General features: G+C 58.0%; 18 protein-coding genes. 11 read left to right on the top strand and 7 right to left on the bottom strand.

Annotation, left to right across the window (positions count from 1 at the left end):
* Positions 1-273 precede the first annotated feature (273 nt).
* The 11 genes from DW349_RS15500 to DW349_RS15450 all read left to right on the top strand — a co-directional run bounded on the left by DW349_RS15500 (position 274) and on the right by DW349_RS15450 (position 10722).
* Positions 274-1290, top strand: coding sequence for an isopenicillin N synthase family dioxygenase (locus tag DW349_RS15500; RefSeq protein WP_108124091.1), 1017 nt, complete (start codon positions 274-276; stop codon positions 1288-1290).
* On the top strand, positions 1290-1676 hold the full coding sequence (locus DW349_RS15495; protein ID WP_108124090.1) for a VOC family protein: 387 nt from the start codon (positions 1290-1292) through the stop codon (positions 1674-1676). The genes DW349_RS15500 and DW349_RS15495 overlap by 1 nt, the downstream gene beginning before the upstream one ends.
* A 35-nt stretch (positions 1677-1711) precedes the next feature.
* A complete protein-coding gene (locus DW349_RS15490) occupies positions 1712-2800 on the top strand; it encodes a BMP family ABC transporter substrate-binding protein (protein WP_108124089.1) in 1089 nt (362 codons plus the stop codon).
* Positions 2797-4320, top strand: coding sequence for an ABC transporter ATP-binding protein (locus DW349_RS15485; protein WP_108124088.1), 1524 nt, complete (start codon positions 2797-2799; stop codon positions 4318-4320). The genes DW349_RS15490 and DW349_RS15485 overlap by 4 nt, the downstream gene beginning before the upstream one ends.
* The gene (locus DW349_RS15480) at positions 4313-5404 is read left to right on the top strand and encodes an ABC transporter permease (protein WP_108124087.1); all 1092 of its coding nucleotides are present in this window, start codon (positions 4313-4315) and stop codon (positions 5402-5404) included. Before DW349_RS15485 ends, DW349_RS15480 begins: the two co-directional genes overlap by 8 nt.
* 2 nt (positions 5405-5406) lie before the next feature.
* Positions 5407-6333: an ABC transporter permease gene (locus tag DW349_RS15475; protein ID WP_108124086.1), complete on the top strand. Its 927-nt coding sequence runs from the start codon at positions 5407-5409 to the stop codon at positions 6331-6333.
* Positions 6334-6350: 17 nt separating this feature from the next.
* The gene (locus tag DW349_RS15470) at positions 6351-6992 is read left to right on the top strand and encodes an isochorismatase family protein (protein WP_108124085.1); all 642 of its coding nucleotides are present in this window, start codon (positions 6351-6353) and stop codon (positions 6990-6992) included.
* A 150-nt stretch (positions 6993-7142) separates the two neighbouring features.
* Entirely contained in the window at positions 7143-7628 is a 486-nt protein-coding gene (locus DW349_RS15465; protein WP_108124084.1) for a MarR family winged helix-turn-helix transcriptional regulator, read from the top strand.
* Positions 7621-8718 carry an HlyD family secretion protein gene (locus tag DW349_RS15460; protein ID WP_108124083.1) on the top strand — a complete coding sequence of 366 codons (1098 nt, stop codon included), beginning with the start codon at positions 7621-7623 and terminating at the stop codon, positions 8716-8718. The genes DW349_RS15465 and DW349_RS15460 overlap by 8 nt, the downstream gene beginning before the upstream one ends.
* Entirely contained in the window at positions 8711-10273 is a 1563-nt protein-coding gene (locus DW349_RS15455) for a DHA2 family efflux MFS transporter permease subunit (protein WP_198650400.1), read from the top strand. The genes DW349_RS15460 and DW349_RS15455 overlap by 8 nt, the downstream gene beginning before the upstream one ends.
* Before the next feature lie 110 nt (positions 10274-10383).
* Positions 10384-10722 (top strand): zinc ribbon domain-containing protein YjdM, encoded by a 339-nt coding sequence (locus DW349_RS15450; protein ID WP_108124082.1) that lies wholly within the window; start codon positions 10384-10386, stop codon positions 10720-10722.
* 7 nt (positions 10723-10729) lie between these two features.
* Here DW349_RS15450 and DW349_RS15445 read toward each other — a convergent pair whose 3' ends face one another.
* From DW349_RS15445 to DW349_RS15415, 7 genes are read right to left on the bottom strand one after another with little or no spacing between them, the layout of a single operon-like run.
* Positions 10730-11002, bottom strand: coding sequence for a hypothetical protein (locus DW349_RS15445; protein ID WP_108124081.1), 273 nt, complete (start codon positions 11000-11002; stop codon positions 10730-10732).
* A 19-nt stretch (positions 11003-11021) separates the two neighbouring features.
* On the bottom strand, positions 11022-11378 hold the full coding sequence (locus tag DW349_RS15440) for a Na+/H+ antiporter subunit G (RefSeq protein ID WP_108124080.1): 357 nt from the start codon (positions 11376-11378) through the stop codon (positions 11022-11024).
* A gap of 20 nt (positions 11379-11398) precedes the next feature.
* Positions 11399-11668, bottom strand: coding sequence for a K+/H+ antiporter subunit F (locus tag DW349_RS15435; RefSeq protein ID WP_108124079.1), 270 nt, complete (start codon positions 11666-11668; stop codon positions 11399-11401).
* Positions 11662-12150 (bottom strand): Na+/H+ antiporter subunit E, encoded by a 489-nt coding sequence (locus DW349_RS15430; RefSeq protein WP_108124078.1) that lies wholly within the window; start codon positions 12148-12150, stop codon positions 11662-11664. Before DW349_RS15430 ends, DW349_RS15435 begins: the two co-directional genes overlap by 7 nt.
* The gene (locus DW349_RS15425; RefSeq protein ID WP_108124077.1) at positions 12147-13652 is read right to left on the bottom strand and encodes a monovalent cation/H+ antiporter subunit D; all 1506 of its coding nucleotides are present in this window, start codon (positions 13650-13652) and stop codon (positions 12147-12149) included. The genes DW349_RS15430 and DW349_RS15425 overlap by 4 nt, the downstream gene beginning before the upstream one ends.
* On the bottom strand, positions 13652-13996 hold the full coding sequence (locus DW349_RS15420) for a Na+/H+ antiporter subunit C (RefSeq protein WP_108124076.1): 345 nt from the start codon (positions 13994-13996) through the stop codon (positions 13652-13654). The genes DW349_RS15425 and DW349_RS15420 overlap by 1 nt, the downstream gene beginning before the upstream one ends.
* Entirely contained in the window at positions 13997-16795 is a 2799-nt protein-coding gene (locus tag DW349_RS15415) for a monovalent cation/H+ antiporter subunit A (RefSeq protein WP_108124075.1), read from the bottom strand.
* Positions 16796-16824: the final 29 nt, after the last annotated feature.

Genomic DNA, 16824 nt, shown 5'->3' with positions numbered 1-16824 from the left:
ATTTACCTCGCCTTTTGAAACCCCGGACGCAATCGGCCGGGAATTTTGGTGCCTGTCGCCTTTGCCCTTTATTCGTGCCTAATACCAGACCAGAAGCTCTAAATTGGACCATTTGATCCAAATCAATAAGTCGATAAAAAATAACCCGTTGTTTTTATTGCTATTTATTTATTGGCACGCTTGCTGCTCTGCCCAGCCGTGAGCGAGCACTCAGCCGAAAGGAATGGGTTGCATGACCTCGCTGTGATCAACGGTCAGAAGAGGGCAAGCACCATGACGAAATTAGAGCACGTGCCAACCATTGATCTGGCGCCGTACTTTGAAGGCACTGAGGCTGGCAAAAAACAGGTTGCGCAAGCGGTTGACCAGGCCTGTAAAGACATCGGCTTTCTGGTCATCGTTAATCACGGCATTGATGAGTCGCTGGTCGATCGCGTTTATCAGTTAAGCCGTGAATTTTTTAATCAGCCGATGGCGGAAAAACGCAAGGTCGACCGGCCGCGTCCAGACATGGTGCGTGGTTACAGCGCCGTCGCTGAGGAGAGTTTGTCGTACTCGCTCGAAGAAGCCGCGCCGGGTGATTTGAAAGAAAGCTTTTCCATCGGCCCGGTCGAAGTGCCGGACGACGACTACCACAGCCTTGACGTCGCCGGGCCGCATTTCGCGCCCAACGTCTGGCCGCAAAACATTCCCGGTTTTGAGCAGGCCTACGGTGAATACTTCGCCGCCATGAGTGATCTGGCGCGTTCGCTGATGCGCATCTTCGCGCTGTCGCTGGATCTCGATGAATTCTTTTTCGATGACAAAATCGACAAAGAAATTTCCATGCTGCGCACACTCAGTTACCCCAATGTCGGCGACAAAATCGAACCCGGCCAGATGCGCGCCGGTGCGCACAGTGATTACGGCAGTCTGACCATCGTCCGCCCGGACGATTCGCCCGGTGGCTTGCAAGCGTGCAACGCCAAAGGCGACTGGGTGGATGTGCCTTACGTTGAAGGCGGTTTCGCCGTCAACATCGGCGACTTGATGATGCGCTGGACCAACGACCAGTGGATTTCCACACTGCATCGCGTCGTGAATCCGCCACTCGATGCCAACGCCGAACACCCGCGCCAGTCGATTGTGTTTTTCCACCAGCCGAACTACGACGCCATCATCGAATGTCTGCCCAGTTGCCTGGGTGACGACGGCGAGGCGCTCTATCCGCCGGTGTCATCCGGCGACCATCTGAAATCGAAATTCGTCAAACAAACCACCTTTGGTGGCAGTAAAACCGAGGTGGCCTGATGAGCACCTTGTCGTACGTGAATGTCTTTGCCAAAGACATCGAAGCGCAGAACGTTTTTTATCGCGATGTGTTTGGCTTTGAAGAAATTCCGGAAATTCGTTCGCCGATTTTTCGCGGTCTGAACACCGGCAAATCCTGCATCGGTTTTAACGCACTTGATGCCTACGAATTGCTGCACCTGGAAGAATATTCGAACACTCAGGGCTGCAAATTTCTGCTCAATATTGATGTCGATTCCAAGGAAGAGGTCGATCAGTACGTGCCCAAGGCGGTGGCTGCGGGTGCAACCTTGATTAAGGAGCCATACGAAACGTATTACCACTGGTACCAGGCTGTGTTGCTGGACCCGGAAGGCAATGTGTTCCGAATCAATTACATGATGTAAGCCAACCCAAAAAAAACCGCCCAAAGGACGTTCCCATGAGAAACATCATTACCCGCGCCGCTCTGGTGCTGGCTGGCGTTGCTGGCCTGGTCAGTCTGAGTTACGCCGATGGCTTCAGCCTCAGCGGCGAACCGAAAATAGCCATGCTGTACATCTCGCCGACGAATGACGGTGGCTGGACGCAGGCGTTCGATGAAGCCCGTCAGAAACTTGAAGACGAACTGGATGTGAAAATTCAGTACGTCGAAAGCGTACCGGAAACTGCCTCGGCCATTCGCCCGGCTGTAGCGCGACTGATTCAGCGCGGCGCCAACATCATCATCGGTACCGCCTATGGTTATTCCGATACCTTTGGCGCGCTGGCCGAAGAATATCCGGACGTCGCTTTCCTGAACGGTTCCGGCACCACCAACAGCGATAACCTGCTGTCGTTCTACGGCCGTACTTACGAAAGCCAATATCTGTGTGGCATGGCCGCCGGCGCAGCCTCACCGACCGGCAAACTCGGCTTCGTTGCCGCCAACCCGTTCGGCCAGGTGAACTGGACCATCAACGCTTACGCCATGGGCGCGCGTGAAATGAATCCGGATGCGACCGTCACCGTCGTTTACACCGGCGCCTGGAACGATCCGATCAAAGAACGCGCTGCGACTCAGGCGTTAATCGACCAGGGTGCAGATGTCATCGGTCAGCACGTCGATACCCCGACGCCGCAATTGGTCGCCCAGGAAAACGGCGTTCGCGGCACCGGCCACCACCGCGACTTCCGTGAGTTCGCGCCCGAAGCCACTGTCTGTTCGTCGGTCTGGGTGTGGGATCGTTTCCTGAAAGCCGAGCTGGAAAAAATCTTCGCCGGTGACTGGCAGCCAAGCCCGTATGGCGCGTTGTTGTCGATGCAGGAAGGCGGCACCGATATCGCTTGCTGTGGCCCAGGCGTTGATGCCGAAGAAGAAGCCAAGATCATGGCGGCGCGGGAAAAACTGTTGAATGGCGAACTCGACATCTACGCCGGTCCATTGTCCGATCAGAACGGAAACCTCATCGCCGCCGAAGGCGAGACGGTGTCCGATGGCGATCTGTGGCAAATGGATTGGTTTGTCGACGGAGTGATCACTCAGCAATGAATCCAAACGCGATCCAGCTGACCGGCGTCAGCAAGACATTCGACGGTTTCCGCGCGCTGGTGAACGCCGACTTCACCGCCAAATGGGGTGAAGTCCACGCGCTGCTGGGCGAAAACGGCGCCGGAAAATCCTCGCTGATGAACATCGCAGCGGGGCTCTACGGTCCGGAAGGCGGATCGCTGTTTATCGACGACAATGCCGTCGAGCTGAAAGGGCCGAAGCAGGCCGCTCAGCTCGGCATCGGCATGGTGCACCAGCACTTCAAGCTGGTCACCCCCTTTACCGTGGCCGAGAATATTTTGCTCAATCTCGGCCACCAGCAACGCAGCGGCTGGCATCGCCAGCGGCTGCGCCAGGTCTCGGACGATATCCGGGCCATGGCGGAAAAACTCGGTTTTAATATCGACCCCAAAGCGCGCATCAGCCGGCTGTCGATTGCCGAACAACAACGCGTCGAAATCGTCAAAGTGCTGCTCGCCGGCGCCAAAGTGTTAATTCTCGACGAACCCACCGCCGTACTCACCGAAGACGAAGCCGAACGTTTGCTGACCACGGTGCAAGGGTTGGCGCGTGAAGGCGCGGCGGTAATTTTAGTGACGCACAAAATGAACGACGTGCTGCGCTACGCCGATCAGGTGACCATCATGCGCGCCGGCCAAACCATTACCCGTTTGAAACCCGATGCGGTGTCGGTGGATGAGTTGGTGAAACTCACCGTCGGTGAATCGGCCGCGCGCAGCGATGCGGTAACACAAGCCGCCATGCCGGGCGAAGCCTTATTGAAAATTGAACATCTGGTTAGCCGGGTCAGCGGCGGACATCCGCCATTAAACGGTGTGAATTTAACGCTGCATCGCGGTGAGATTTACGGCATCGCTGGCGTTGGTGGCAACGGCCAAAGTGAACTGGCGAATGTCTTGATGGGTTTGCCCGAAGCGGTTAATGGCACGGTTGAATTGGTCGGCGAAGGTGCGTTGTCTGAACTCAGTGCAGCGCGGCGTCGCCAGCTTGGCATCGCCGCTATTCCGGCCGACCGTTACGGTGCGGCGCTGGCCGGGCCGTTGTCGATAGCCGATAACTTTGCCATGGGCGACATTCATTCCGGCGCTTACGGTTCGGTCTGGTGGTTGCGTCGCGGCGCTATTGAAAAAGCCGCAGAAAGCGCCGTGCTGCAATTTGATGTGCAAGGCGTGCGCTCGCAAAAACAGAAGGCGGCGCTGCTCTCGGGCGGCAATGCCCAGAAGCTCGTTATCGCACGCGAATTCAATAAACCACCGATTCTGGTGTTGGCGCACAGCCCCAGCCGTGGGCTTGATGTCAAAGCCACGCTGGCGGTGCGTGAGCGCTTAAAAAAAGCGCGCGATCAGGGCGCGGCGGTGTTGCTGATCAGCGAAGATCTGGATGAAGTTCTGGCGCTGGCCGATCGCATCGGCGTCATGTCCGCTGGCCGCATTGTGGCCGAATTTTCTCAGCCGGCCGATCGGCAGGCCATTGGTCAGGCCATGGTGAATCATGTTTGAAACCGCTGTAAAACGTCCACTGCTCAGCTACAAATTCGCACTCGAAATTCGTCAACAAATGGCCTGGTATTGGCAGGCGATTATTCTTGCGGTGTCGTTACTGGTCGGGCTGTTTATTTCCGGTGCCATTCTGGTGGCCGCCGGTGTTCCGGCTGGCGAGTTGCTCAATGAATTTGTGCTCTACACCTTGCTCGATGCGCAAAGTTTGCAATCGGTTATTTTCCAGGCGTCGCCGCTCATTCTGGTTGGCCTGGCCGGTTGTCTGGCGTTTCGTGCGCGCTTTTGGAATCTGGGTTTGGAAGGGCAGATGATTTTCGGCGCCATCGGCGCGACGGCCATCACCATCTGGGAAGTAGGCACGCCGTCGATGCGTTTGCCGTTGATGATCGTAGCGGCGCTGGTGTGCGGATTACTGTGGGCGGTGTTGCCGGTTTTGTTGCGCTTAAAACTCGGCGTGAATGAAATTGTGTCGACGCTGATGCTCAATTACGTCGCCATCAATTTTTTGCTGCATTTAATGTACGGCGCCTGGAAAGATCCGAAAGACGCCTTTCCTTATTCGCCCAAATTTGAAGTCTTTGAATTGCTGCCGGATGTGTTCGGCGGCGTCAGTTTGTCGATCCCGTTGGCGTTGGTCATTGCGTTGGTGGTGTTCTGGTTTATCAGCTTGTCGCGTGCGGGTTTGTATCTGCGTTTCGTCGATCAAAGCCCGCGTGTGGCGCAGGCGCTTGGGGTGCCGACGGCGCGCATTATTTTTCTGACGGTGTTGTTTTCCGGTGCGCTCGCCGGGCTTGCCGGTTTAATGGTCGCCGCCGGGCAGGAAGGCCGACTGACGCATTCGTTCTACGTCGGTTACGGTTTCTCCGGCATCCTGATCGCCTTTCTGGCGCGTAATAACCCCATCGCCGCCACCTGTGCGGCCTTGTTGATTGCGACCTTGTTTGTTGCCGGTCGCAGCTTGCAGGTGTTCTACCAGATTCCGTTCGCCATGGTGCAGTTGATTCAGGCGGTGCTGGTGATCTGTGTGGCCTCGTCCGATTTCTTTATTCGTCACCGCATTCGTCGCATTCAGGGAGGTGATTGAGCATGACCTTGATCAGCAGTTGGCTGGGCAACACGCCCGAGTTCGCCGTGCCCTTTGCGTTGGCGGCGTTGGGTTTGATCGTTATCGAAAAATCCGGCGTGCTGGCGCTGGGTGCCGAAGGTTTGATGTTGGTCGGCGCGGTGATTGGCATCGGCGCTTATCTCACTGTGGGCAATACGCCGCTGGCGTTATTGGCCGCCATGTTCGCCGCCAGCGTGGTGTCGCTGTTGTTTGCGTTGATGGTGTTGGTGATGCGCATCAACCAGGTGATTTCCGGCTTGGTGCTGGTGTTTTTCTGTCAGGGTTTGAGCACCTTGGTCGGCAGTCAGTTTGGCTGGGTGAATAAGCCGGTGCCGGGCTTGAGTGAGTTTGCGGTGTGGGGGTTGTCTGATCTGCCGATCATTGGCCGCATCTTTATTCAGAACGCCGTGGTGTATTTAACGCCGCTGATTTTTTTGCTCTGTGTTTGGGCGCTGTATCGCACCACCGCCGGTTTGCGTTTGCGCGCCGTCGGTGAAAACCCGCAGGCGGCTGACGCGGCGGGCATTCCGGTGTTGGGCTATCGGCTCGCGGCCATCTTGATGGGCGGTGCGTTGATTGGTCTGGCCGGCGCGTTTATTTCTGTGCTCAGCACTAAATTGTGGATCGCCAACATGACCGGCGGTCGCGGTTGGATTGCCGTGGCGCTGGTGATTTTTGCGCGCTGGTCGCCGTGGAGAGCGCTGGCCGGTGCCATTCTGTTTGGCTGCATTGAAGCGTTGATTCCGCAGTTGGCGGCGTCGGGCATCAAGCTGTCGCAGTATTTTGTGTTTATGGCGCCGTACCTGATTACGCTGGCGGTGATGGTGTGGGTGGCGCTCAGCAAGCGCGACAGCAACAGCCAGCCCGGCGCGTTGGGCAGTCCGTTTATTCGCGAAGAACGCATCTAGCCGGGGTTGGAAACGTTATGCCGACATTAGCGCAGCCCTGGCCGATTGTTCGACAACGCACGGCGCTGATCATCGTCGATATGCAGCGGGTGTTTTGCGAGCCGGACGGCGCGCTCTATGTGCCGTCCACCGACGCCGTTGTTGCGCCCATTCAGGCACTGGCCGACGCCTGCCGCGCCCAGTCTATGCCGGTCATTTATCTGCGCCATGTGCTGCGTGGCGATGGTCGCGACAGCGGCCGCATGCGCGATCTGTATCCGGATGTCGATTCGGTGCTGGCGCGCGACAATCCCCAGGTCAACATTATCGACGCCCTTACACCGAAAGCGGGCGATGTGGTGGTCGACAAACTTTTCTACAGCGGTTTCCACAACACCGATCTCGATACGGTGCTGCGCGCCCACGATGTCGATACGTTGATCGTCTGCGGCACCGTTACCAACGTTTGTTGCGACACCACCATCCGCGATGCGGTGCACCGCGAATACAAGGTGATCGTCGTCAGCGACGCCAACGCCGCCATGCCGTACCCGGATTTGGGTTTCGGTGCGGTCTCCGCCGCCGAGGTGCAAAAGGTGGCGCTGACCACCTTTGCCTACGAGTTCGGTGAAGTTACCGCCAGCGCCGATCTGCTGCCGCGCATTCGCCAGGCATTCTGACCTCACACCAACCATCGTTTCCCGTTTACTGAAGCTACCCGCTGTCCGCCTGGCGTGACGGTGCCATACGCCGTTTTGTGACTTTAGATAGATAGCTAACTATCTAATTGCTGATTAGGATGGCGCTCCCATGTCAGCCGGCCCGTCGTTATGCCTCAGCCCGTCCAAAATCCCGCCGATCTCCAGGAACAGCTGGGCCGCAGTATTGGTCAGGTGGCGCGTCGCTGGCGCGCCGAGCTCGACCGGCGCTTGCAGCCTTACGGCCTGACCGAATCGCGCTGGCAGATTTTGCTGGTGCTCAAGCGCGCCGAACAGCCGCTGCGACAGAAAGAACTGGCCGAACGCCTGTTCGTTCAGGGGCCAACGCTGGTACGCAGCCTCGACTCGCTGGAGTTGGAAGGGCTGGTCGAACGTCGCCCGACGCTGGACGACCGCCGCGCCAAAACGGTTCATTTAACCGCCAAAGCGGAACCGGCGCTGGCGCAGATACAGGAGGCCTCGCGCAGCATTCGGGCGCAATTGTTCGTCGGTATCGATCCGGAAGACATCCTTCATTGCTTAACCGTTTTTAGTCGCCTCGCCGAGCGTTTGGAGGAGGTGGCGTTATTGCCCTCAGGAGAAAACCCCCATGTCTGAAGCGGACACTGTTTCGGTTCGGCGTCGTCGCCCCTTGGTGTTGGCGAGCGCCGGTGTTGTCGTTGTTGTCGGTGCCGGTTATTGGCTGTTCCAGCAATTCACCCACGTCAGCGTGGCCGATGCGCGCATTGCCGCCGATATGATTTCGGTCAGCAGCCGCGTGGCCGGGCGTGTTACTGCCCTGAACGCCGCCCAGGGTGAACGCATCGCCGCGGGCGCGGTGCTGGCAACGCTTGATGATCGCGACAGCGCCTTGAACGTTGCCGGCCTGGAAGCGCAACTGGCTGGCCTGCAAGCCCGCCGCGAGGAAATGGAAGCGCGCATCAGCCTGACCGACCACCAGACCCAGGCCAGTCTGGACGCGCAGCGCGCGCGCATTCGTGCCGCTCAGGCGAACCTTGCCACGGCGCGTGCGCATCTGGCTCAGGCCGAGTCGGACGATGAGCGCGCCGAGCGCCTGGCACCGCAAGGTGTCGTCACGCACGAAAGTCTCGATCAGGCCCGGTTGGCGCTGGAAACCGCGCGTCAGCAAGTGCAGACCGCCGAGGCCGATGTCGAAAGCGCCCAAGCGGCTTTAACGCAACTGACCGCCAGCCGCGAAGAACTCACCGTGCTGCAACGCCAGTTGGCCGAACTGGCACCGGAAGAAAACCAACTGCGCATTCAGCGCCAACGCGCGGAACTGGCGCTGGACGATCACAACGTCACCATGCCGGTGAACGGCGTGATCGATCAGATCTTTGTCGATAACGCCGAGTTTGTATCGCCCGGCCAACGTCTGGTGCTGGTGCACGATCCGGCGCGGGTGCGGGTAGATGCCAACGTTAAAGAAACCGACATCCGTTATTTCACGCTCGGCAAGGCGGTTCAGGTGACGGTCGATGCCCTGCCGGGTCGCGTGTTTACAGGCCGGGTGGAAGCGGTCGGCCAGGCGGCGACCAGCGAATTCGCGCTGCTGCCCAGCCCCAACCCGAGCGGCAATTTCACCAAGGTCGGGCAGCGCTTGCCGGTGCGCATTGCCATCGATCAGGTCGATGGTTTGCTGAAGCCGGGCATGATGGTCGAAGTGGAGGCCCGCACCGGTGGCTAAGGGCGCACCCGACAGTCTGGCGGCCCGGTTCGAACGCCACGGTCCGGGCTATCGCTGGCTGGTTACGGCCACGGTGATGATGGGCACCATCGCCACCATTCTGACCGCGACCATCGTCAACGTGGCGTTGCCCGACATCATGGGCGCGCTCGGCATGGGCCAGGATCAGGCGCAGTTGCTATCGACTGGCTTCCTCGCCGCCATGACCGGCACCATGCTGGTCAACGCCTGGATGGTCGATTCGTTCGGCCAGCGCTTCACCTATCTGGCTTCGGTTGCGTTGTTTACCGCGGCGTCGATTGTCGGCGGTCTGGCACCGACCAGTGGCGTGCTGATTCTGGCGCGCATCTTACAAGGCGCGGCCGCCGGCGTGCTGCAACCGCTCGCCATGCAGACGATCTTTCAGGTATTCCCGCCGGAAAAACGCGGCTCAGCGATGGGCATTTACGCCATCGGCGTGGTGCTGGCACCGGCGCTTGGCCCGACGCTCGGCGGCATCATGATCGACAGCTTCAGCTGGCGTTACATCTTCTTTATGCCACTGCCGTTCTGCGTTGCCGGTGTCTTTATGGGGCTGTTGTACATGCCCGGCCGCATGACCGACGACGCCATCAAACGCTTCGATTGGGTCGGCTTCGGCTTGATGATCGCCTTTTTGGTGTTCCTGCTGACGGCGCTGTCGAACGGTTCGCGCGACGGCTGGACGTCCGACATCATTTTGATTGAGTTCACGCTGGCCGTTCTGGCTGCAGCGGGCTTCTTTATCCGTGAACTGACCGCTGCGGCACCGCTGCTGAATTTTCAGTTGTTCACTCATCCGGTCTACGCTGCGGCCGCGCTGATTTCGTTTATTTTCGGCGCCGGTCTGTTCGGCTCGACCTTTCTGGTGCCGCTCTTTGTGCAGACCATTCAGGGCTACACGCCAACGCTGTCGGGCCTGTTGCTGATGCCGGCCGGCCTTGCGATGGGCGTGGTGTTTCCGATCGCCGGCCGCTTGTCCGACCGGGTGCCGGCGCACATCACCATTCTGGCCGGGCTGGCGTTGTTTGCGCTGTCGTCGATTTTGCTGGCGAACATCGATGGCGGCACTTCGTTCTGGCAACTGGCCTGGTGGACGCTGATCGGCCGCGTCGGCCTGGGTTTCATCATGCCCAGCCTCAACGCCGGTGCGTTGAAAGCCCTGCCGCTGGCGCTGGTCGGCCAGGGCACGGGCGCGATCAACTTTATCCGCCAGTTGGGCAGCGCCTTTGGTGTAAACCTGCTGACGCTGTATTTGAGCACTCGCACTCAGGTGTACGCCCACCATCTGGCGGCGGCGCAAACCACCGCGAACAGCTCGACCACTGAGCTGATCGGTCAGGTGTCGGGCGTGCTGACGCAGGCGGGTTTGAGTGGCGACGCCCAAGCCTATGGCGCCATGAGTTTCCTCGGACAAATGGTCTACGTGCAGAGCAACATTCACGGCTATCGCGACAGTTTTATGCTGGTCGGTCTGCTGTTTTTGCTGACCATGCTGCCCACGCTGATGTTGCGTCAGCGCCGCGCGGCGGCCTGATCGGCAACTTTTTCCTCCCCAGTTGAGTTATAGTCGCTCACCCGGGCCAGTCGGCCCGGCTTTTTCAGCGTTAATAACCCGGCGTTTTCAGTGTTAATAAGGAGTATCCGGTGAGCGACATCCCAGCCTGCCCGCAATGCCAGGGCCAGTTCAGTTATCAGGATCGCGGTCTTTGGGTGTGCCCGGAGTGCGGCCACGAATGGTCGGGTACAGAAGAATCGGCTGCCAGCGATGAACGAATCATCACCGACGCCAACGGCCAGCGTCTGACCGACGGCGATACCGTCACGGTCATCAAAGATTTAAAAGTGAAAGGTTCATCGTCCGTGGTGAAGGTCGGCACCAAGGTGAAAAACATTCGTCTGGTGGACGGCGATCACGACATCGATTGTAAGATCGACGGCATCGGCGCGATGAAGCTTAAGTCGGAATTCGTTAAGAAAGTCTGAGGTGGATTCAGACCATAAAGCGGTAATAGGGAATCAGCAATAACGCCACTATCGCGATGCCCGCCCATTGAAAGCGGGCACAAAATCGAGTGGCGTCGTTACGGTGCCGCAAGGTGTACAGCACGGTAACGGGCAGAAAAATAAAACCGCAGATTCCCCAGACGTAATGCTTGTTGCCCAGCGCAATAATCAGCGCAAACAAACAGCCAATAAAAAATGAACCAACGCCCAAACCGGCGGCGATAATGGCCCCAATCCACAGCCAGACCGTTGCGTCCATTTCAGTACAATCTCATTTGTTAAGGGCTCTCGCGATCTTTCGCGGGCGTCATTAAATCGCTGTTGCGGGTGCGCTCCAGCGGCGGGCTGTCCTGATGCAAGGCCGCCTTGGCAAGCATGTGCGCGGTAATCGGCGCGGTGATAAACAGGAACAGCGTTATCACCAGTTCCTTCACCGACAGGCCGTCCTGCTCGATGCTGAAATACAGGCAGGAAGCGATCAACACGCCGCCAATGCCCAGCGTCGAGGCTTTGGTTGGTGCGTGCAGACGGGTGAAAAAATCCGGCAGCCGCGCCAGGCCGACTGAGCCGACCAGCAGAAATACCGAGCCTATTAACAGCAGGACGACGACGGTCCATTCAATGGCAGGATGCATAGCGTCTCGAGCCCTTTGGGTTATTCGATGATGTCGCCGCGCAGCAAGTATTTGCACAACGCAGCGGTGCTGACGAAGCCGAGCATGGCGATCAGAAGCGCGCCTTCAAAATACAGCGGCGAGCCAAAGAACAAACCCAGCAACACAATCAGCGCGATGGAATTAATGTACATGGTGTCGAGCGCCAGGATGCGATCGAGCACACTCGGCCCCTGAATCAGCCGATACAAATTCAGCAGCAATGCCACGCCCACCAGCGCGCAGCAAATCAGCACGATCAGCGTCAGCATCCGAAAATCTCCTTCAGCGGTTTTTCATAGCGCTGTTTGATGGCGGCGACGGTCTTGGCTTCGTCGTCCAGGTTCAGCACATGCACGTACAGATGGCTGCGGTCTTTCGCTACCTCAACACTCACCGTGCCGGGCGTTAAAGAAATGCTCGACGCCAGCAAGGTGATCGGCAAATCCTCACGGGTATCGAGCGGAATAACGATAAAACCCGGGTTTAATTTGCGCAGCGGTCCGAGCACCTGTATCGCCACTTCAACGTTGGAGACAACGATGTCCCACATCAGCATCAAGACGTAACGCGCCGCCAATAACGGTTTTTTCAACGGCGGATGCGGGTTCTGCAACGGCGCCGTCAGCAACGGAATCACCACGGCAAAAACAGCGGCCAGCACAATGTGGCCGGGTACGATGGAATTGCTCAGCAGTAGCCAGACGACGAACAGAATCAGACTTAAATAAGGATGCGGAATGAGGCGTCTCATCGGTGCGCTCCTTCCAACAGTGGCAACACATCGGGGTAGATGGCTTCCATTTGCGACACTGCCCCGGCGGCAAAATCGGTCGCCGGGCCACCGAATATCACCAGCAACGGCGACGCCGCCAGCAAAAATATCACCGCTGCCAATTGCACCGGCGCGGCTTTTTCCGTGCCCGGTTTGGAGCCGGACAAGTGCCAGAATAAGTTGGTGCCAGCGCGCGACAAGGCGACCAACACCAGCAACGAACTGATCAAAATCGTCGGCCATACCCAGGCCATTTGAGCCGGAGTTTCAGCCGCTTCCAGCAACAGCGCCTTACCGATAAATCCGGACAACGGCGGCAGGCCAACCACAGTCACAGCGGCCACCATAAAGAGCGCGCCCAATAATGGCGCTTGCGCCATCGGCCGGGACACGACAAAGCGGTCCGACGCCTGGCCGCGCTGAGTGCCGATCAAATCCGCCAGCAGGAACAACGCGCCGGTGACCAGCGTGGTGTGCACCAGATAATACAAGCCAGCGATAAACGCCTGCGGATTCAACAACACAATCGCCAGCAACAAAGTACCGGCGGAAATCAGCACCAGATTGGCGATCAACAAACGCAATGTCGGTGCCGCCAACACACCGACGGTGGCGACGACGATGGTGCCAATCGCCAGCGGCCAGATCCACGGCACGGCGACAAAGGCGAGTTCACCGGCACCCGCGCCAAACACCACCGTGTGCACCCGGAAGATGGCGTAAATACCGACCTTGGTCATGATGGCGAACAGCGCCGCCACCGGCGCACTGGCAACGGAATAGGTGCGCGGCAACCAGAATTGCAGCGGCAACATGGCGGTTTTCAAACCGAACACCAGCAACAACAGCAACACACCAGCGTGCGCCAGAATGCGCGCGCTCGGTGTTAAATTGGCAACGCGCAACGCCATGTCGGCCATGTTCAAACTGCCCAGCGTGCCGTACAGAATTGCCAGCGCGAACAGAAAGAACGCCGAGCCGATTAAGTTCAAACTGACGTAATGCACACTCGCCTGGGTTTTCTGTTTACCGCCGCCGTGAATCAGCAACGCGTACGAGGCGATCAACAAGACTTCGAAAAACACGAACAGGTTGAAGATGTCGCCGGTCAGAAAAGCGCCGTTAATGCCCATCAACTGATACATAAACAGCGTGTGGAAATACTTGCCTTTGTTGTCGTCACCGGCGAGCGAATACAGCAAGGCGCCGAACGCCAGCACGGAAGTCAGCAACACCAGCAGCGCCGACAAACGGTCGGCCACCAGGATGATGCCAAACGGCGGCTGCCAGTCGCCGAGCACGTAAATCTGGCTTTGGCTCAAGCTTTGTTGCAACAGCGCGAAAGCGACAATCATCAGCACCACCATCGCAATGACGTTGGTGATGCGCTGACGACGAATGCCACCGCCCAGCGGCGGCAACAGCATCAGCGTGCCGGTCAGCAGCGGAATCAGAATGGGCAGAATGGGCAGATGTTGCATCACCGTTTGTCCTCCTCTTCGTGCGGAGGATTGGTGCCGTCAACGTGGTCGTTCCCCAAATCGGCGCGGGCGCGAATGGCGAGAATGACGACGAAGGCGGTCATCGCAAAGCCGATAACGATGGCGGTTAACACCAACGCTTGCGGCAGCGGATCGGTGTAGTGGCCGTTGCCCAGAATGGGCGCGGCGTTAATCACCAGACGGCCGCTGGAAAACAGGAACAGGTTGACCGCGTACGACAACAAAGTGATACCAACCACCACCGGAAAGGTGCGACCGCGCAGCGTCAGAAAGACACCGCAAGCGGTCAGCAGACCGACGCAGAAGGCGAATACCGCTTCCATTTAATGATGCTCCGTCTCGCGGGCGCGCTCACCGGTGGTGAGCTGGCCCAGGTTGGCGAGGATCAGCAAGGTCGCACCGACCACGGTCAGGTAGACGCCGAGGTCAAACGCCATAGCGCTGGCCAGTTCGAACTTGCCGACAATCGGCCAGTAGAGGTAATCGTGCCAGGAAGTCAGGAACGGGCGGTTCCAGATCCAGGCACCCAAGCCGGTTAAGGTGGCGATCAACAAACCGCTGCCGATGACTTTCTGGTAGTCGAGTTTCAGCCGGTCTTTGATCCAGTCCACACCGTGGGCGATGTATTGCTGAATCAGCGCAATCGAGGTGATCAGACCAGCAATAAAACCGCCGCCTGGCATGTTGTGGCCGCGCAGGAAAATGTAGATCGACACCAGCAACGCCAACGGCAACAAGCCTTGAGAAATCACCGACAACATCATCGGATGTTTGTCTTCGGCCCAGGGGCGGCCGCTGGAATCGCCGGTTGGTTTGAACAGGCGCATGCGCGAAATCAGTTTATAAATGCCCAGGGCCGCGATGCCCAAAACGGTGATTTCACCGAGCGTATCGAAGCCACGGAAATCGACCAGAATGACGTTGACCACGTTGGTGCCGCCACCGCCTTCTTTGGCATGCTCCAGGAAAAATTCGGAAATGCTTTGCAGCGGCCGGGTCAGCAAGGCGTAGTTCAGGGTGCCGATAACACCGCCAATCAAAGCTGCAATCGAAAGGTCACGCGCTACGCGTCGTGGTGTCGATTCCTTCGGCGTGTTTTGCGGCAGGAAATACAACGCCAGCAACAACAGAATGATGGTGACCACTTCGACCGACAATTGCGTCAACGCCAGATCCGGCGCCGAGAACAACGCAAACGCCAGCGACACAATCAAACCCACCACCGACAACATCAACAACGCCACCAAACGTTGGCGATGCCAGATGATGGTAGCGAGCGAACAGAACGCCAGCAGCGCGGAACCGGAGAGCATAACGGCATCGATTGGAATCTGCGGTTTCAAACCGGCCGTGGTGTTCAGATCGAGCAGCGGTGCGCCCATCAACACCAAGGCCAGAACGATTAACCAGAAGGTGTAGCGTTGCAGCGAACCGTTATCGAACCAGGCCATCAAAGCGGTACAACGTTTCATCACGCCTTTAATAAAAGCATCGAACAACAAGCTGGCGTTGGCTTCCGGAAACTGCGCCTGGAACTGAAATAATTTGTGCCGGTTGATGTACACATAAGCGCCGCCGGCCATTGCCAAGGCGCTCATTAATAACGGCAGATTCAAACCGTGCCAGATGTACAAACCGTAATGCGGCAGGTGGTGACTGCCGACCACCGCTTGCGAGGCCACCGCCAATAAATCGCCCACCACCAATGCCGGCCAGATACCGATCATCAAACAAAGCGCCACCAGAATTTCCACCGGCACGCGCATGTAGCGCGGCGGTTCGTGCGGCGTTTTCGGCAGGTCGATGGGCTCGCCATTAAAGAAAACATCGTGAATAAAACGCAGCGAATAAGCGACCGAAAAACCAGCGCCGATGGTCGCTAAAACCGGAATCATCCAACTCAGCGAACCGAGTGAACTTTGATGCAGCGTTTCGGCAAAAAACATTTCTTTCGACAGGAAACCGTTCAATAACGGCACGCCCGCCATGGCCGCCGCCGCGACCATCGCCAATGTCGCCGTGTACGGCATGTATTTCCACAGGCCGTTCAACTGACGCATATCGCGCGAACCGGATTCGTGATCGATGATGCCGGCCGCCATAAACAGCGAGGCTTTAAAAGCGGCGTGGTTGATGATGTGGAATACCGCTGCTACCGCAGCGAGTTCCGAACCCATGCCGAGCAACAGCGTGATCAAACCCAGATGGCTGACGGTCGAATAGGCCAGCAAGCCTTTTAAGTCGTGTTTCAACAAGGCGGTGTAAGCGCCGAGCAACATGGTCAACAAACCGGTGAGACTGACCACCAGAAACCACAAATCGGTACCGGCCAGCACCGGGTAAAACCGCGCCATCAAAAAGATGCCGGCTTTGACCATGGTGGCCGAATGCAGGTAAGCGCTGACCGGCGTCGGTGCCGACATCGCATGCGGTAACCAGAAATGAAACGGGAACTGCGCCGACTTGGTAAAGGCACCGAGCAACACCAGCGCGATGATGATTGGATAAGCGGCGTGATTACGCAGTAAATCGCCACTGGCAAGCACATCGCCGAGCTCAAAACTGCCGACGATCTTGCCAATCAACAAGACGCCGCCCAACAACGCCAGGCCGCCCATGCCGGTTACCGTCAACGCCATGCGCGCACCTTTGCGCGCTTCGGTTTTGTGATGCCAGAAACTGATCAGCAGGAACGACGACAGACTGGTCAGTTCCCAGAACACCCACATCTGAATCAGGTTGTGCGACACCACAATGCCGAGCATGGCGGTCATAAACAGAATCAGATAGGCGTAGAAACGGCCCATCGAATCTTTTTCAGACAGGTAATAACGCGCGTAGAGAATGATCAGCAGGCCGATGCCCAGCACCAGAATGGCAAACAGCAACGCCAGACCATCCAGATGCACCGAGGCGGAAAGCCCAAGCAACGGCACCCAGTCGACGGTGGAGACCAGCGTCTGCCCAGCGTAGACAGCCGGCAGGTTGGACAACACCAACGCCAGCGCCGCTGCCGGCAGCAGAGCAGTAAAAAACGCACAGGCACTGCGACCAAAGCGAATGGTCAGCGGCGGAACCACTGTGCCGATCAGGGTTAACAGCGGTATCCAAAGCAAATTCATCGAGCGACGGGCTCCCGAGGGTTGGCGGC

It is taken from the genome of Saccharospirillum mangrovi (assembly GCF_003367315.1).
Taxonomy (GTDB): Bacteria; Pseudomonadota; Gammaproteobacteria; order Pseudomonadales; family Natronospirillaceae; genus Saccharospirillum; species Saccharospirillum mangrovi.
The sequence above is the reverse complement of the archived record's forward strand: the minus strand, read 5'-3'. Positions and strand labels throughout refer to the sequence as shown.

What these genes read in the sequence shown, in the direction of transcription:
- DW349_RS15500 (WP_108124091.1), top strand. Translation starts at nt 274, where the DNA reads ATGACGAAATTAGAGCACGTGCCAACCATTGATCTGGCGCCGTACTTT.
- DW349_RS15495 (WP_108124090.1), top strand. Translation starts at nt 1,290, where the DNA reads ATGAGCACCTTGTCGTACGTGAATGTCTTTGCCAAAGACATCGAAGCG.
- DW349_RS15490 (WP_108124089.1), top strand. Translation starts at nt 1,712, where the DNA reads ATGAGAAACATCATTACCCGCGCCGCTCTGGTGCTGGCTGGCGTTGCT.
- DW349_RS15485 (WP_108124088.1), top strand. Translation starts at nt 2,797, where the DNA reads ATGAATCCAAACGCGATCCAGCTGACCGGCGTCAGCAAGACATTCGAC.
- DW349_RS15480 (WP_108124087.1), top strand. Translation starts at nt 4,313, where the DNA reads ATGTTTGAAACCGCTGTAAAACGTCCACTGCTCAGCTACAAATTCGCA.
- DW349_RS15475 (WP_108124086.1), top strand. Translation starts at nt 5,407, where the DNA reads ATGACCTTGATCAGCAGTTGGCTGGGCAACACGCCCGAGTTCGCCGTG.
- DW349_RS15470 (WP_108124085.1), top strand. Translation starts at nt 6,351, where the DNA reads ATGCCGACATTAGCGCAGCCCTGGCCGATTGTTCGACAACGCACGGCG.
- DW349_RS15465 (WP_108124084.1), top strand. Translation starts at nt 7,143, where the DNA reads ATGCCTCAGCCCGTCCAAAATCCCGCCGATCTCCAGGAACAGCTGGGC.
- DW349_RS15460 (WP_108124083.1), top strand. Translation starts at nt 7,621, where the DNA reads ATGTCTGAAGCGGACACTGTTTCGGTTCGGCGTCGTCGCCCCTTGGTG.
- DW349_RS15445 (WP_108124081.1), bottom strand. Translation starts at nt 11,002, where the DNA reads ATGGACGCAACGGTCTGGCTGTGGATTGGGGCCATTATCGCCGCCGGT.
- DW349_RS15440 (WP_108124080.1), bottom strand. Translation starts at nt 11,378, where the DNA reads ATGCATCCTGCCATTGAATGGACCGTCGTCGTCCTGCTGTTAATAGGC.
- DW349_RS15435 (WP_108124079.1), bottom strand. Translation starts at nt 11,668, where the DNA reads ATGCTGACGCTGATCGTGCTGATTTGCTGCGCGCTGGTGGGCGTGGCA.
- DW349_RS15430 (WP_108124078.1), bottom strand. Translation starts at nt 12,150, where the DNA reads ATGAGACGCCTCATTCCGCATCCTTATTTAAGTCTGATTCTGTTCGTC.
- DW349_RS15425 (WP_108124077.1), bottom strand. Translation starts at nt 13,652, where the DNA reads ATGCAACATCTGCCCATTCTGCCCATTCTGATTCCGCTGCTGACCGGC.
- DW349_RS15420 (WP_108124076.1), bottom strand. Translation starts at nt 13,996, where the DNA reads ATGGAAGCGGTATTCGCCTTCTGCGTCGGTCTGCTGACCGCTTGCGGT.
- DW349_RS15415 (WP_108124075.1), bottom strand. Translation starts at nt 16,795, where the DNA reads ATGAATTTGCTTTGGATACCGCTGTTAACCCTGATCGGCACAGTGGTT.